The 14,158-nt window shown below is 67.0% G+C and carries 10 protein-coding genes and 1 tRNA gene; 4 read left to right on the top strand and 7 right to left on the bottom strand.

The window, feature by feature from the left end; all coding sequences use genetic code 11:
• Positions 1-86: transfer RNA gene (locus HNQ52_RS09255), tRNA-Leu, on the top strand.
• A gap of 476 nt (positions 87-562) precedes the next feature.
• Here HNQ52_RS09255 and HNQ52_RS09250 read toward each other — a convergent pair.
• The 5 genes from HNQ52_RS09250 to HNQ52_RS09230 form a co-directional block, all read right to left on the bottom strand.
• The gene (locus HNQ52_RS09250) at positions 563-1,039 is read right to left on the bottom strand and encodes a hypothetical protein (RefSeq protein WP_183960856.1); all 477 of its coding nucleotides are present in this window, start codon (positions 1,037-1,039) and stop codon (positions 563-565) included.
• 70 nt (positions 1,040-1,109) lie between these two features.
• The gene (locus tag HNQ52_RS09245; protein ID WP_183960855.1) at positions 1,110-2,078 is read right to left on the bottom strand and encodes a hypothetical protein; all 969 of its coding nucleotides are present in this window, start codon (positions 2,076-2,078) and stop codon (positions 1,110-1,112) included.
• Positions 2,079-2,543: 465 nt separating this feature from the next.
• Positions 2,544-3,122: a hypothetical protein gene (locus HNQ52_RS09240; protein WP_183960854.1), complete on the bottom strand. Its 579-nt coding sequence runs from the start codon at positions 3,120-3,122 to the stop codon at positions 2,544-2,546.
• Between the two features lie 41 nt (positions 3,123-3,163).
• Complete coding sequence (locus HNQ52_RS17655; protein ID WP_183960853.1) at positions 3,164-3,634, bottom strand: DUF4236 domain-containing protein; 471 nt, start codon at positions 3,632-3,634, stop codon at positions 3,164-3,166.
• Positions 3,635-3,918: 284 nt separating this feature from the next.
• Positions 3,919-4,425: a DUF1993 domain-containing protein gene (locus HNQ52_RS09230; protein WP_183960852.1), complete on the bottom strand. Its 507-nt coding sequence runs from the start codon at positions 4,423-4,425 to the stop codon at positions 3,919-3,921.
• 181 nt (positions 4,426-4,606) lie between these two features.
• On the opposite strand from HNQ52_RS09230, the gene HNQ52_RS09225 reads away from it, so the two are divergent.
• Entirely contained in the window at positions 4,607-5,593 is a 987-nt protein-coding gene (locus tag HNQ52_RS09225; RefSeq protein WP_183960851.1) for an aldo/keto reductase, read from the top strand.
• A gap of 209 nt (positions 5,594-5,802) precedes the next feature.
• On the opposite strand, the gene HNQ52_RS09220 is transcribed toward HNQ52_RS09225, so the two are convergent.
• Complete coding sequence (locus HNQ52_RS09220; protein ID WP_183960850.1) at positions 5,803-8,718, bottom strand: extracellular catalytic domain type 1 short-chain-length polyhydroxyalkanoate depolymerase; 2,916 nt, start codon at positions 8,716-8,718, stop codon at positions 5,803-5,805.
• A gap of 346 nt (positions 8,719-9,064) precedes the next feature.
• Between HNQ52_RS09220 and HNQ52_RS09215 the strand changes: the two genes are divergently transcribed.
• Positions 9,065-10,546: a tetratricopeptide repeat protein gene (locus HNQ52_RS09215; protein ID WP_183960849.1), complete on the top strand. Its 1,482-nt coding sequence runs from the start codon at positions 9,065-9,067 to the stop codon at positions 10,544-10,546.
• An 87-nt stretch (positions 10,547-10,633) separates the two neighbouring features.
• Entirely contained in the window at positions 10,634-12,865 is a 2,232-nt protein-coding gene (locus HNQ52_RS09210) for a ligand-binding sensor domain-containing protein (protein WP_183960848.1), read from the top strand.
• Positions 12,866-12,905: 40 nt separating this feature from the next.
• Here HNQ52_RS09210 and HNQ52_RS09205 read toward each other — a convergent pair whose 3' ends face one another.
• Complete coding sequence (locus tag HNQ52_RS09205) at positions 12,906-14,048, bottom strand: phytase (protein ID WP_221282020.1); 1,143 nt, start codon at positions 14,046-14,048, stop codon at positions 12,906-12,908.
• Positions 14,049-14,158 lie beyond the last annotated feature (110 nt).

Below are 14,158 nucleotides of genomic sequence, written 5' to 3'. Positions count from 1 at the left end.
GCCGGTGTGGCGGAATGGTAGACGCGGCGGACTCAAAATCCGCTTCCAGCGATGGAGTGGAGGTTCGAGTCCTCTCACCGGTACCACAGGGTTTCGCGATGCAATCCGCGCAAGACCACAAAAGTCCGCAGAAATGTGGGCTTTTTGTTTTATTTCGTCCGATGCTCTCAGACGCCATCCGGACAGCAGTTGTTCAAGCGCCACACAGCGCGATGGGTCGCATAGGCAGAGCCGAGCGGTAACGATCGCGCACCGGAGATGCCGTGGCTTTGCACGCGGCGCCTGATCTCCTAGCGAATGAAAATGTGATGTCTGATAATTCTATTCCTTGCAATCTAGTGCTGGCGCCACGTGATATCGAACTTCTGGCCGGACTGCCCGAGCATGCATTCAGGGCGCCGCAACCGGGTTCAGCCTGCTCGACCGCGCGCTCCCATCGTAGGCGAAGCCTCCGCGCCAACCCCATTCGCTCCAAGCAACATCTTCGTTCCGTTCCTGTCGAAGAAGTCGTTGCAGGACACGCACAACACGGTCTTCCATGACTGCCGGCTAGAGGCTGGGGCTAGTCAGCGCGGTGCATTCGATCGACCAAATAGTGGAGCCCAAATAACGTGATGAACACGAGTTGCCAGAAACCAAACAGATAGACGATCACACCGATGGCGTGCAGAAAAAAACGCGTCTCGGCATTGGAAATTTTCGCTACCATGAACGAAGCGATCGGCCAGAAAATTCCGGCAAGGAAGAGAAGCAGGCTGAGAAATGCCAAGTAGCCAAAGATGGCAGCGAGAAATTTGCGCCGTCTGATCGGCTGGCCGTCCAGCCTGAGCCCCGCCGCGTCTTGTCTAAGCGATCGCGAAGGAAATGTCGCAACACCAGCGAGTGACGCTACGTAGAAGCCGACGAGAACCTGCAGCAACCCGCCAACCTTCGTTACAAGCCCCCCGGCGTCGTTGAGCCGCAAAAGCTCAGGCACCTGAAACACAGCGACGCTGAAGATCAAAGTCGCCGCGCCTGGTAGCACGTAGTCCAGCAGCATCTTATCGACGGAGTCGCTGCGAACACGGAGATATGACGCAGGTGTCAAGAGCTGCCCCAAGAGCTTCATATCATTCCCCAGTTTTTTCGTCTATCAACTTCTTCGCTAGGAGTTTGCAAAAATCTATTTGCACCTCAGTATGATTGTGGTGCATCGGCTCATCCAGCTTGAGTGTTCGAGTGCGCGAAATAAATTTTTCGAATGCATCATCGTCAACATCTTCTTTCTCTAAATCGATCGTTGCCGACTTTGGACGTTTATCGCCCTGCTGTTGATAGACGATCCGCATGCTATCAAACTGATCTTCGCCTGCAATTTTCTTCGCGCCTCGGAGCAGTTCTAGGACCTTCTCGACCTTACCCTCGGGCTGCTCTTGAATCTCAAGTTGAAGCTCAAGTCTCCGTCTCGAGAGGCTCTTGGGCTCATCGAGCCCGTTGTTTTGGTCGAACTCTCGCACGAGACTGAAAGACTGCAACCGCCCCGACGAGATTTCCGTGAGAAGCGAACGAGACATTAAGCCGTCGATCTCGAAAATCGGCCGCCATTCATACACAACACCCTGCACTTCCTGACTTCGTTTGCCAGCGCCCGCGATCGCGGTTTGCATCCGCGGATAGATCTGGGACGGCGTGAGCCCTGGACATTCCTCCAGCGCTGCGGCGTAGATCTGTTTCGTTCCCTTCATCTCTGGTGTGAGCGCAACTACAAGGTGCGCTTCAGATCGATTTCCTTCGTCGATGCCCTTCTCAAAAGTTTTCGCCTCGCCCGTCTGAATATTCTCGTAGGTTGCGTTGACGCCTTCGGCATCTGCCAGGACAAGCAAGATGGCCAAGAAAGGCTGATCTGAATAATCAAATAGCGCGGAGTGCCTTATACGTACTGATCGAGCGGCCCCCTCTCGTGGCGCTCTGGCATAGTAGTTGTTGTTCGCGGCGTCGAGCGCCATTGCCCGCAGATCCCATTGCTGCTTGTGCTTGGCATCGGTGCCATGGTCAAGCCTCAACTCTAAGAATCTGATCGATCGTTGGTTCTTCTTCACAGCGGCCCCTCGTTCTGTGTCTGCAATGCTGCCACGCCTAAGCTAAAACTCTCACCGTCCACGATCGGCGCGTAACGTGGACGGGGGCAAATGCTCGCACTTCACGTTTTCGCGTTGACACTGAGATCGATGCATGGACATAACGCCCGCGTTGCAGCCAAACCTGCGGCCGCGATTAGCGTCCCGAGTCACAAGGCGCATAACGCGCCTATCGTCTTGGCGCGTTTTCATGCCCGGCATTCGGAAGGCCTGCTCGCCGTTCCCAGCGGGCGGTGCGCGAGAGGCGCAAGGCTCACCGGTCCTCTGGCCGGCACGCCAATCGAGTACCGTTCGCCACTTTGCGAGTGGCCTCGCAGTGGCGGTCCTATCTGGTCAGAGGACACGCATATGCTTCCAATAAATCGAAATCGATGCTACCGGCCCACGCCTCGCACGAGTCGATCGGCGCGAGCGCTCCGCCCGCTTTCATGCGCGCTGGCTGTTCAGCCACGCCGACAGCGCCTGCGCTGCCCCAGCGCGCGACAGTGAAAACCGCGCGCGGAGTCCTGAATCGCTTTCCAGATCCAACTCGTTGTATGCGCAAACCGGCAATTGTCGGTTGTACTTGAAGCGACGATCCGGACCGCCGCGCTTGTTGACGTAGCGCCATGTTCGACCGACAACTTGGGCATCTGAGGGAACCGATTCCTCTTCGATGAAGCGCCCATCGCGTGCGGAGGCGCGAAGATTCTCGTAGCTCACCGCACCGATGACCCCTCGTTCCTTTACCAAGAGGCGGTCGGGCAAGAAGACGAAGAGGGCGCTGTCCGAGCGCGCCATGGGGGCATCCACGTTCAGCGCCAGATAGGGAAACGCGTGGTGTCGGTCAAAAAACGTGGCGCTCCGCTTGACCAAGTGTCCTGCGCCAGCGTGGTATTTGGGATCCGACACGCGACCCTGGGCGTCGATGCGCCATTTTTTCGTGCACGCCCCGACGGCGTCTGCGGCCGCGACGAGTCGCTCGTAATTTGCAAGCGCATTCTCAGCCAAGTCGTAGAAGAGCACGGTGGTCTTGCGCCACCTGTCACTCTGGTAAGCCCAAGCGGTCAGAGCGCCAACGGCAGCCAGTGACACACCCCCAACGCCCATGGGGGCAATGCAAAGTGGACCACTGCGCACATCGCCACCAATCCGAGCCACGGCACCCAAATCCAGAGTCGGGGACGTGCGTTGCGCCGCCGAATTTCCTCTACAAACTCTGCGGAGGAGCTGTCGACCAACGCGTGCATGTTTTCGGTGCGGATGTCGGTCATTGCGACCGGCGCGCCCGTGGCCGCACTCGGCAGTTGCGAGGCCTGAGACTCGATCGACCCACTGCGGCTACTGGTTCCGCGCCGTTCGAACGGCGCCGTCGCGGAGTAGCGAAAGCCGCCGGCAGAAGCACTCACGCGGAAACCGCGGGGCCCAACCCCGAAGCGCAATCCTGGAATGCCAGCACTCAGGGACACGCCCGACGAGGAAAAGTTGAGGCGCAAGCCGCCGCCCAGCTTCACGCTTTTTCGAAAACTCAGGCCCACTCGATCCCCCAAGGACGCCGTTGTCGTTGGTGTATGCGGCGCTCGCCAAGAGGTGCCGCGAGAGCGCGGTTTCTCCCACGTTCCGCAATCGAACAATGTGAACCAATGCAACGTTCGAGCGATTCAGTGGCCTCTCTTGGACGGTAAACGCGGACTCGCACCGCTCAATTAGCGGTCGGCTATAGCGCCTGTATTGGCAAGAACTGGCGCGCGGCATCCAACTCCCTTTGGACAAAAAAGCCCGCAACGATGCGGGCTTTTTTGTTGTCTGCGAAACAGCCGCGTCAACCCGCTGCACCGAGGTAGTCGAGCTTGCCGATCGCGACGCCCGCGTGGCGGAGGATGCCGTGGGCGATGGCGAGGTGGAAGTAGAAGTTCGGGAGCGCGAACGTGGTGACGAAGTCTTCGCCGGCGAAGGTGTGTTTGGTCGGGCCGAAGGTGAGGTTGATTTCGCGCGTGGCGGCGGCGTCGAGCGCCGCGCTGTCGGCCGTTTCGATGTAGGCGAGCGTTTTGGCGACGCGGTCGCGCAGTTGCTCGAGCGTGGTTTCGTTGTCGTCGAACTTCGGCGCCTCGCTGCCGAGCAGGCGCGCGATGGCGAGTTTCGAGGTGTCGCTGGCGCGCTGGACCTGGCCTGCGAGGGTCAGCATGTCCGGTGCGAGGCGCGCGTCGATCAGCGCGGGGGCGGACGGGTTGGCGGCGGAGAATTCGATCGCCTTGTCGAGGTAGCGCGAGAGGACGCGCAGGCCGCGGGTATAGGCGGGAACGGTGAGGCGGGAGATCGAAACGGTCATGGTCGGCATCCTGGTGGGAGACACGTGCCGCACGCGGGATGCGTGCGGTGGGACGGCTCCGTGTCGGAGCTGTCGGGACGGCGGCGGCGCGGCACAAGGACCGGGTTCGGGATTGTGTTTCCCACCGCGGCCCCGTGGCAGGTGGCGATAATGCCCGTTTCTCCGTCCGTCGAGGTGCCCCATGCTTCCCACCCGTTCGCTCGGCCGCCAGGGCCTCGTGGTGTCGGCCATCGGCCTGGGCTGCATGGGCATGAGCCAGTCCTACGGCAGCGCGGACGCGGCCGAATCCGCGGCGACCATCGACCGTGCACTCGAACTCGGTTGCACCTTCTTCGACACGGCCGAGGTCTACGGGCCGTTCCACAACGAGGAGTTGCTCGGCCGCTGCCTCGCGGAGCGTCGCGACCGCGTGACGATTGCGACCAAGTTCGGGTTTGCGATCGACAACGGGCGGCGCGTTGGCGTCGACAGCCGGCCGGCGCACATCCGGACGGTGGTCGAGGCGTCGTTGCGGCGGCTGCGGACCGATCGCATCGACCTGCTCTACCAGCATCGCGTCGATCCGGCCGTACCGATCGAGGACGTGGCCGGCACGGTGCGCGACCTGATCGATGAAGGCAAGGTGCTGCATTTCGGCCTGTCCGAGGCCGATGCGCAGACGATCCGCCGCGCCCATGCGGTGCAGCCGGTGTCGGCGCTGCAGAGCGAGTATTCGGTGTGGGAGCGCGGCCTGGAGGACGAGGTGCTGCCGGTGTTGCGCGAACTGGGCATCGGGCTGGTGCCGTTCAGTCCGCTCGGTCGCGGCTTTCTCACCGGGGCGGCGAAACGCGCGGAGGACTATCCGGCCGACGATTACCGGTCGTGGGGCGATCCGCGCCTGCAGGGCGAACACTTCGACATCAATCTGCGGCTCGCGGTGCGGGTGCGCGAGCTCGGCGCCGCGCGCGGCGTGTCGGCCGCGCAGATGGCGCTGGCATGGCTGCTGCAGCGCGATCCGTATCTGGTGCCGATTCCGGGCACGAAGCGGCGTACGAATCTCGAAGACAATCTTGCGGCGGCAACGCTGGTGCTCGATGCGGGCGAGATCGCGGAGCTCGACGCGATCGGCGCGTCAGGTGCGAGCGGTGCGCGGTATGTGCCGGCGGATCTGGCGCTGGTGCGGCGCTGAGGAGTGGGTTTGTTAAGGCGGCTGTCTGGGTGGTGTGGCGTCGGCTTCTGAAGCAGGGCAACAGCCACCCCCATCCCAACCCTTCCCCGTCAAGGGGGAAGGGCTTCAAGCGGCCGCGATTGAAATGCTCTTGCTTGGCTGGTCTCCTTCCCCCTTGACGGGGGAAGGCCGGGATGGGGGTGGGTTTTGATCTCGCAAATGCGTCGGCATCACGGCAGATATTCGATCCGCAATGTCGCCGACGCGCCCTTGTCGATCCACACGTAATTCGTCGATGTCGGATTGCCCGCAAAACGCAGGCGCAGCTGCGTGCGTCCGCTGCGGTTGATCGCCGCAAGGCCGGCCGCGGAGAACGCACTGCTGCCCTGCGTGCCGCCGGTGAAGCGCAGCAGGTCGGCGACGCCGCTTGCCGTGGCTGCCGCAGCGTAGTCGGACGTCTCCAGCGCGCAGCCGCCGAAGCAACCGTTGCGCGCATCGATCAGCAGCGTGTTGGCCGACGGATTCGCCCACGGATTGCCGGACGCGCTGCGGTAGGTCACGGTCAGCGTGGCCGAGACGATGCTCGCGCCGTCCGGCAGGGCGGAGGTGTCGAACGACAGCAGCGCGCGGTTGAACTTGCCGTCGGTGCCGCGCCCGAGCGCGAGTCCCATGCTCGATTCGAGCGTGCCGATGGCCACGCCGCTGCCGTCGGCGGCGGCCTTGAGGTAACCGTCGTTGGCGTCCTCGTTGGCGAACGTGACCACCGTGGGCGTGCTGCCGCCACCGTTGGACACGGTGACGGTGGTGTCGTCGTCGCTGCCGACGTTGCCGGCCGGATCGTAGGCCTTGGCCATCAGCGCCACGCTGCCGTTGGCCATCGCGGCGGTGTTCCAGGTGAAGGTCCACGGCGCGTTGGTGTCCACGCCGAGCAGGCTGCCGTTGGCGTAGAACTCCACTTTCGCGACGCCGCTGGCGTCGCTGGCGCTGGCGGTGAGGTCGACGCTGCCGGACAGCGTGGCGCCGTTCGCCGGCGCCACCAGATTCACCGCCGGCGCGACGATGTCCGCGTCCTGCTGCGCGTTGACGATGCGGATGTCATCCACGTTTGCACGCGCGTACGCTTCCAGGCACACGTTGGCATTGGCGCCGACCTCGAAGCGCAAGGTCACCGTCTGGTTGGCGAACGCGGACAGGTCGATCTCCTCGCGCCGCACCCAGTCCGCGTCCACATGCGCGGCGTAGGTGACGGTGCGATCGTCGACCGTGACGTTGCCGATCTTCACGCGGAAGTACGCGCTGTAGCTGCTGTTGGTATTGGCCTTCAGGTCGAGCTTGCGCGCGTACGACAGGCGCGGCGCCGGCCCGAGCGTGACGCTGCGGCTGAGGAACTTCGTCTTCAGACCCACGCTGCAGCCCGTGCCCGACGACGCCGCGCCGTACGACGACTGGCTCGCGCCGCCGCCGAGCGTGGCGTTGAGCGCGTTGGCGACGAAGTCTCCGCTCCAGCCGGCGACATCGAAATAGCTGCCGTCGCCGTTGGCGTCGGAAAAGGTTTCGCCGAGCGCCGGCACGTTCTGGTTCACCGTGATCGCGGCGCTCGCGCTGGTGCCGATGTTGCCGGCCGCGTCGCGCGCTCGCGCCGCGAGCGTGTGCGCGCCGTTCGCGACGCCGGTGGTGTTCCAGTCGAGCGTCCACGGGCCGGCCTGGCCGCTGCGGTTGCCGCTGCCGAGCAGCGCGCCGTCGAGGAGGAAATCGACCGCGGTCACGCCGAAATCGTCGCCCGCGTCGGCGGACAGCGTCACCGTGCCGGAGAGCGACGCGCCGTTGCCGGGGAAGACGAGCACGGCCGTCGGCGCCGTGGTGTCGACGATGCCGCCGGACACGTTGACCGTGCGCGAGGCCGAGGTCGCGACGTTGCCGGCGAGGTCCGTCGCACGCGCCTGCAGCACGTGCGAACCGTTGGCCGCGCCCGCCGCATTCCATGTGGCCGCATACGGCGCGGATGTGTCGCTGCCGAGCAGCGCGCCATCGACGAGGAATTCGACCTGCGCGACGCCGACGTTGTCGCTCGCGCTCGCGGTGATCGCGACGTTGCCGCTGACGCTGGCGCCGTTCGCGGGTGCGGTCAGTGCCACCGACGGCGCGATGGCGTCGAGGTTGTCCAGGCCCCAGAAGCGGCCGATGTAGTAGCTGGAGCAGATGTTCACGTCGAGGATGTACGCGCCGGCGGTGCCGCACTGCGTCTCGCCGGTGCCCGGATCGACCGGCGTGCCGTGTCCCATGCCGGTGACCAGCACGGTTTCCACGCGTGCGACGCCGTTCGCATCCTGATAGACCTTGTGCGGATAGCCGGCGAGCGTGTCGCTGATGTCCGGCGTCTGGTCCACGCCGTGCACGTTGGTCCACTGCTCCATCGCTTCGGTGGCGTTGGCCGGGCGCACGGTGTAATCCGCATCGCCGTGCCAGATCGACACGCGCGGCCACGGCCCGCTCCAGGACGAATACGCAGCGCGCACCTTGTTGCCCCAGGCGGCCGGCGAAAGATCGCTGCCCGGGTTCATGCAGCTGAAGGCTGCGGTGGTGCCGGTGCCGCAGTTGTACGGAATGCCGGCGAGGATGGCGCCGCCGTCGAACACGTCCGGGTAGGTGGCGAGCATCGCCGCCGTCATCGCTGCGCCGGCGGAGAGGCCGGTGACGAAGATGCGACCGGTGTCGCCGCCGTGATCGGCGAGCGTGCGATCGACCATCTGCTTGATCGACAGCGCCTCGCCCTGCCCGCGCGCGATGTCGCCGGCCTCGAACCAGTTGAAGCAGGCACTGGAATTGTTGCCGTTCTGCTGCTGCGGCAGCACGAGCGCGAACTTCCAGCGGTCGGCCAGCAGCTGCCAGCCGGTTTCAGCGTCGTAGCTCGCCGCGCTTTGCGTGCAGCCGTGCAGCGCCACCACCACCGGCGCGTTCGCCGGCAGGCCGGCCGGAATGTAGGTGAACATCTTCAGGTTGCCCGGATTGCTGCCGAAGCCGGTGACCTCGCTCAGCCCGAACGCGGGCGCGGCGACCATGCACGGCAACAGTGCCAGCGCGGCAAGGCGCGCAGCGCGCCTGCAGGCGGTGGCCACGACGGGATGGATGGCGCGGATCGAACGCATCGCTGCACTCCTGGCTGGGATGCGTGCGCACGCGGGCGTGCCACGCATCGCGCGTCCGAACCCCGGACGCCGCGGCGGTGCATCGTGCGCCCCCACGCACGGCCGCGCTCGCGGCGGCACCGTGTCGCAGTAATCCCACGCGCAGGGCGGTGCGGCCATCGTCCATTGGGGCAAGCTGCGGTGCAGCATGGCGCACGCATGCTCCCCCGCAGTTCCATTTTTCGTATGCTGCGCCCGATGCGCTGGCGGCAGCGGAATCGGCCGCTCGCCGCCGTCGGCCGCCCGCCGACGACCAACGCCCCGCTGCCGCTACCATGACGGGCTTGTCCTCCAGCCCGCCCCGCACATGTCCAGCTCACCGCTCGATGCCGCCCTGGCCCTGCACCGTGCCGGACGCACGCAGGACGCCGAACGCGCCTACCGCTCGCTGCTCGCAAGCGAGGCGTCGGGTGCAGGCGCCGCGCTGGCGGTGCTGCTGCTGCAGCAGGGCCGTGACGCCGAAGCGGTCGACGTGCTCGAACCGCTGGCCGCCGCCGCACCGTCCAATGCGGAACTTGCCGTCAACCTGTCGCTGGCGCTGCGCCGCAGCGGGCGCGGCGAAGCGGCACTGACCGCGGCGCGACGCGCGTGCACGCTGGCGCCCGGGCGTGCCAGCGCCTGGAACGCGCTCGGACTGGCAGCGCGCGACACCGGCGACCATGACGAGGCTCTTGCCGCGTTCGAAGCGGGTCTGCGCATCGCGCCGAACGAGCGCGCGTTGCGTCTGCATCGCGCACAGACGTTGCGCCGCCTCGGACGCAACCGCGACGCGCTCGACGCGTTCGCGGCCCTGGCACGGCAGGCTCCGGATCTGCTCGACGCCTGGCGTGGCCTGGGCGATGCGCAGGCGGCGCTCGGCCAGGCGGGTGCCGCGCTGCAAAGCCGCACGCGCGCCCTGCAACTGGCGCCGCAGGCACCGGACGTCGCCTGCGATCATGCCATTGCGCTGATGCAGGCCGGCGACAGCGCAAACGCCGCACTGCGCTTCGAGACCTTGCTGCGGGCCGACGCGGAAAACGCGCAACTGTGGTGCTGGCTCGGACGCGCGCAACTCAAGCTCGGCAACGGCGACGCTGCGCGGCGCGCGTTCGACGCGGCGAAGGCCCGCGACCCGGAGGACGCGGTGATCGCGCACTTTCATGCCGCCGTCCACGGCGTCCTGCCCGCCGATGTCGAAAGCGACTACATCCGCAGCCTGTTCGATGACTTTGCCGATCGCTTCGAACACACCCTCGTCGACCGGCTCGCCTATGCCACGCCCGAGCGTCTCGCGCGCTTCATCGCCGCGCGTGGCAACGCCGATGCCGCAAGCGTGCTGGACCTGGGCTGCGGCACGGGTTTGATGGCGAACGCGCTTGCGCGCGCCGGGCGCGCCATCGACGGCGTCGACCTGTCGCCGCGCATGCTGGAGCACGCGCGCGCAAAGAGTCTGTACCGGGATCTGCACGCCGCGGAAATCCTCGTATTCCTGCGGGACACTCGCTCGCAGTGGGATCTGGTCGTCGCCGCCGACGTGTTCGTCTACGTCGCAGCGCTGGCGCCGGTCTTCGACGCCGTGTTTGCACGCGTGAGCGCCGGCGGCGTGTTCGCGTTCTCGGTCGAGCGCAGCGACGGACCCGATACGGAGCTACTCCCAAGCACGGGGCGTTACCGCCACAGTCCCGCACGCATCGTGTCGCAACTGGCGCAGACAGGATTCGTCGATATCGTGCACGAGACGGTGGTGCTGCGGATGGAATCGGGCGACCCGGTACAAGGCGAACTGGTGCTGGCACGCCGCCCCGCGTGACGCTGCGCGAGCCGTTCGCGGCCCGGATGGCGCAGGCCGCCGCGAAACGGCGTTGTTCGCGGTGACGCCCACTGCCACGGATGTTCCATGCCAGCCCCCTGTCTTCGGTTTTCGCTGCCGATGCTGCTCGTCGTCTGCCTGCTGCTCCCGGGTGCGCTGCGCGCGCAGGTGCTCGAACCGCTGCCGGACCTGCGGTTGACGATCAACGGGTCGGTGAATGCGATCGCTCGCCTGCCGGATGGGCGCATGCTGATCGGCGGCGACTTCACCCGCGTCGACGGCGTGCCGCGCGGTCGCGCGGCGCGTCTGCAGGCCGACGGCACGCTCGATCCGCTCTGGAATCCCGACGTGAGCGACGGCAGCGTCACTGCGATCGTGGCGGATGCAGGCACGGGGGCGGTGTTCCTGGGCGGCACCTTCCAGACCGTCGGCGGCCTGTATCGCAACAACATCGCAAGGATCACGGGCGCGACCGGCGGGGTGGATGCCGGATGGAGCGCCGACACCAACGGCAGCGTCACCTCGCTCGCGCTCGACGGGGACGGCGCGCTGTTCGTGGCGGGGGTGTTCAACCAGATCGGAGGTACCGCACGCACGGGACTTGCGCGCCTGTCGGCGAGCAGCGGAGCGGTCGATGCACAGTGGAATCCCGGCGTCGACGGTATTCCGTTCGTGCTGCTGGTCGACAGCGCCACGGCGTCGCTGTATGTCGGCGGGCAGCTGTCCGGCGTCGCCGGCACGCCACGCGCCAACCTCGCGAAGCTGTCGACGGCCGGCACCGGCGTGCTCGATGCGGACTGGAATCCCGCGCCGGACGATTCGGTGATGACGCTTGCCGTCGACGACAGCGATGCGATCTTTGTCGGCGGGCAGTTCTCCACCATCGGTGGGCAGGCGCATCGCGGCCTCGCGCGCGTGGCGGCCGGCGGCAGCGCGGCGGTCGACGCGGGCTGGACACCCGCGGCGCAGGGCACGGTGTATGCGATCGCGGCAACGGACGACGCGTTGTTCATCGGCGGCTCCTTCCAGACCGTCAACGACGTGCCGCAGCGTCGCCTCGCGCGCATCCTGCGCAGCGGCACCGGCGCGAGCGATGCGTCGTGGCGCCCGGAGCCCGACGACGTGGTGCACGCGCTCGCGGTGTCCGCGGCGGGCCGGCTGCTGGCCGGCGGCCGCTTCCTCGCGATCGACGCGCAGGAATGCGCCGGTCTTGCCCTGCTGTCGGCCGAGGCGGATCTGGTCGCGGCGCTCGATGTGGAGCGCGCGGGCCGCGTGCTGGCGATCGAGACGCAGGCCGACGGAGGCGTGCTGCTGGGTGGCGCGTTCTTCCGCGCCGACGGTGAGCGGCGCGACAACCTGCTGCGGCTGCGGCCCGACGGTACGCTCGATTCGCAGTGGACCCCCGGCACCGACGGCGAGGTGTTGGCGCTCGCAAGCGATGCCGCGCGCAACGTCTATGCGGCCGGCCGGTTCCGGCAGATCGGTGGACATGCGCGCGTCGGCCTCGCGAAGATCGCCGCCAACGGCGCGGTCGACGCGGCGTGGGCGCCGATGCCCAACAGCGACGTCTTGGCGCTCGCCGTGCGCGGTCCGCACGTGTATGCCGGAGGCTACTTCGGCGCCGTCAGCGGACAGCCCAGGCGCGGCGTGGTACGCATCGCCAGCGGCGACGGCGCGGTGGATCCGGACTGGAATCCGGCCCTGAACCCGGGCGCGACCGTGTATGCGATCGCGGTCGACCGCGACTCGACGGTGTACCTGGGCGGGTATTTCGACAGCGTCGGCGCCAGCCTGCGCAGCAACATCGCGCGCGTGTCCGCGCTGGGCGTGGGCGGGGTGGACCCGGCGTGGAACCCCGGCGCGGACGGCGAGGTGCGCACGCTGGCGCTGACGGCAGCGCACGTGTACGCGGGCGGCAATTTTTCGCTGTTCGGCGGCGCACCGCGCACCAACCTCGCCCGCCTCGGGCGAAACGGAGTGCTGGATGCCGGATGGAACCCCGGCGCCGAGTTCGGATACGTCGATGCCATCGCCATCGATGCGGCGCGCGGCGTCTACGTGGGCGGCGCGTTCGGCGCCGTGGGCGGACTGCCGCGCCAGCATCTGGCACGGATCGACGCCACCGGCAGCGTCGACCCGACGTGGAATCCGCAGCCGGACGGCCATGTGGCGGCAGTGCGCACACAGGGCGAGCGCATCCACGTGGGCGGCGCGTTCGATGTGCTCTCCGGCGAGAGCCGGAGCGCCGTCGCGAGCTATCGCGATGCCTCGCTCGCAGAGGTGCTGACGCCGTTCTACGCCGACGGATTCGAACCCTGACGGCCGCGCGCCGGACCGGCGCGGGCGGGCGCCGTCGGCGTCAGCGGTCGAGCGACAGCGCCGTGCGGATCGTGCGCCAGTCGACGAGCTTGAAGTTCTGCCGCTCGCCGCTCGTGCCCGGGGTCTCGTCGATATCGTCCTGCACCACCACGAGGCCGTCGGCATACGGTCCGACCGGTCCGGCCAGCGCCGCGATGCCGTCGGTGCCGGTCACCGCGTCGATGCCCGCGTGCGCAACCACCGAAAAGCGGCCGCGGTAGACCGGTTCGCCATCGACGCGCCAGACCGCAAACGCCGAGTCGCCCTGGCTCGACGCCATGAGCCAGCTCGCGGTGCCATCGTGCAGCAGCGCAAGGCCTTCGACATCGGGGACAAGCGCTTCGCCCGGTGCGGTTGCCACTTGAATGTGCTCGTCGCCGCGGGCCGGGTCGAGCGTGTAGCGCCAGACGCCATGCGCTTCTTCGCCGATGTAGACATGGCCGCGTGCATCGTCGATGACGCAGCCTTCCACCTGCGAACGCAGCGCATACCGCTTCTGCTCGACCGCGACGGGTTTGCCGTCGGCGCCGGCAGAGACCGCGAGCTGACGCACCTGTCCGTCGGTGCTGTTCACCACGACGATGAATGCGGCGCCGCTGCGTCCCAGACACAGGCCGTACGGCTCGACCAGGTCGACCGGAACGTGGCCCCAAAAGCGTGTGTCCAGCGTCTGCGGATCCATCAGGTACAGGACCACGCCGAAGCGGTCGCGGCTGCGGTCGCTGGCGCCGACGAGCACCTGCGCACGGCCGTCGACGACGAACCCGTCGCGCAGATCGACGTTATTCGGCTTGCCGCCGCGCAGATGCTGCAGCACCGAGCCGTCGATCCGGTAGGCGTAGAGCCCGGCCTTCTTGTCGGTGCCGTAGATCACGACGCGCGCGGGGTCCGCGGCATCGACCCAGATGGCCGGATCGTCGGCCGCGTCGGCATCGCGCGTGCCGACCGCGACGGTTTCGGCGGCCGGCACGACCGGCGTGCCGGCGCCGATGGCCATGACCGGGGCATCGGACTGGCCGGTCTCCTCGCCGGTGGCGGTGGCGCCGACGCCGTGCGAGCGCGGGGACGTGGACGCACACGCGGCGAGGAGGAGCGACGCACACAGACACGGCAGAAACGGAACGAGGAAACGCGACGGAAACATGGCGGAAGGTCCGATCGGAAGCAGGCGGCAGTGTGCGCCGCGCGGCCTGGCAGTGTTCCGCACCTTCATGTCAGCGTGATGTCAGCTTGCCGCCCTGTCTTCCGGGACGG

The sequence above is a fragment of the Chiayiivirga flava genome (assembly GCF_014202825.1).
Classification (GTDB): Bacteria; Pseudomonadota; Gammaproteobacteria; order Xanthomonadales; family Xanthomonadaceae; genus Chiayiivirga; species Chiayiivirga flava.
Note: the sequence above shows the minus strand (reverse complement) of the source record. Positions and strands in the feature narration are given on the sequence as shown.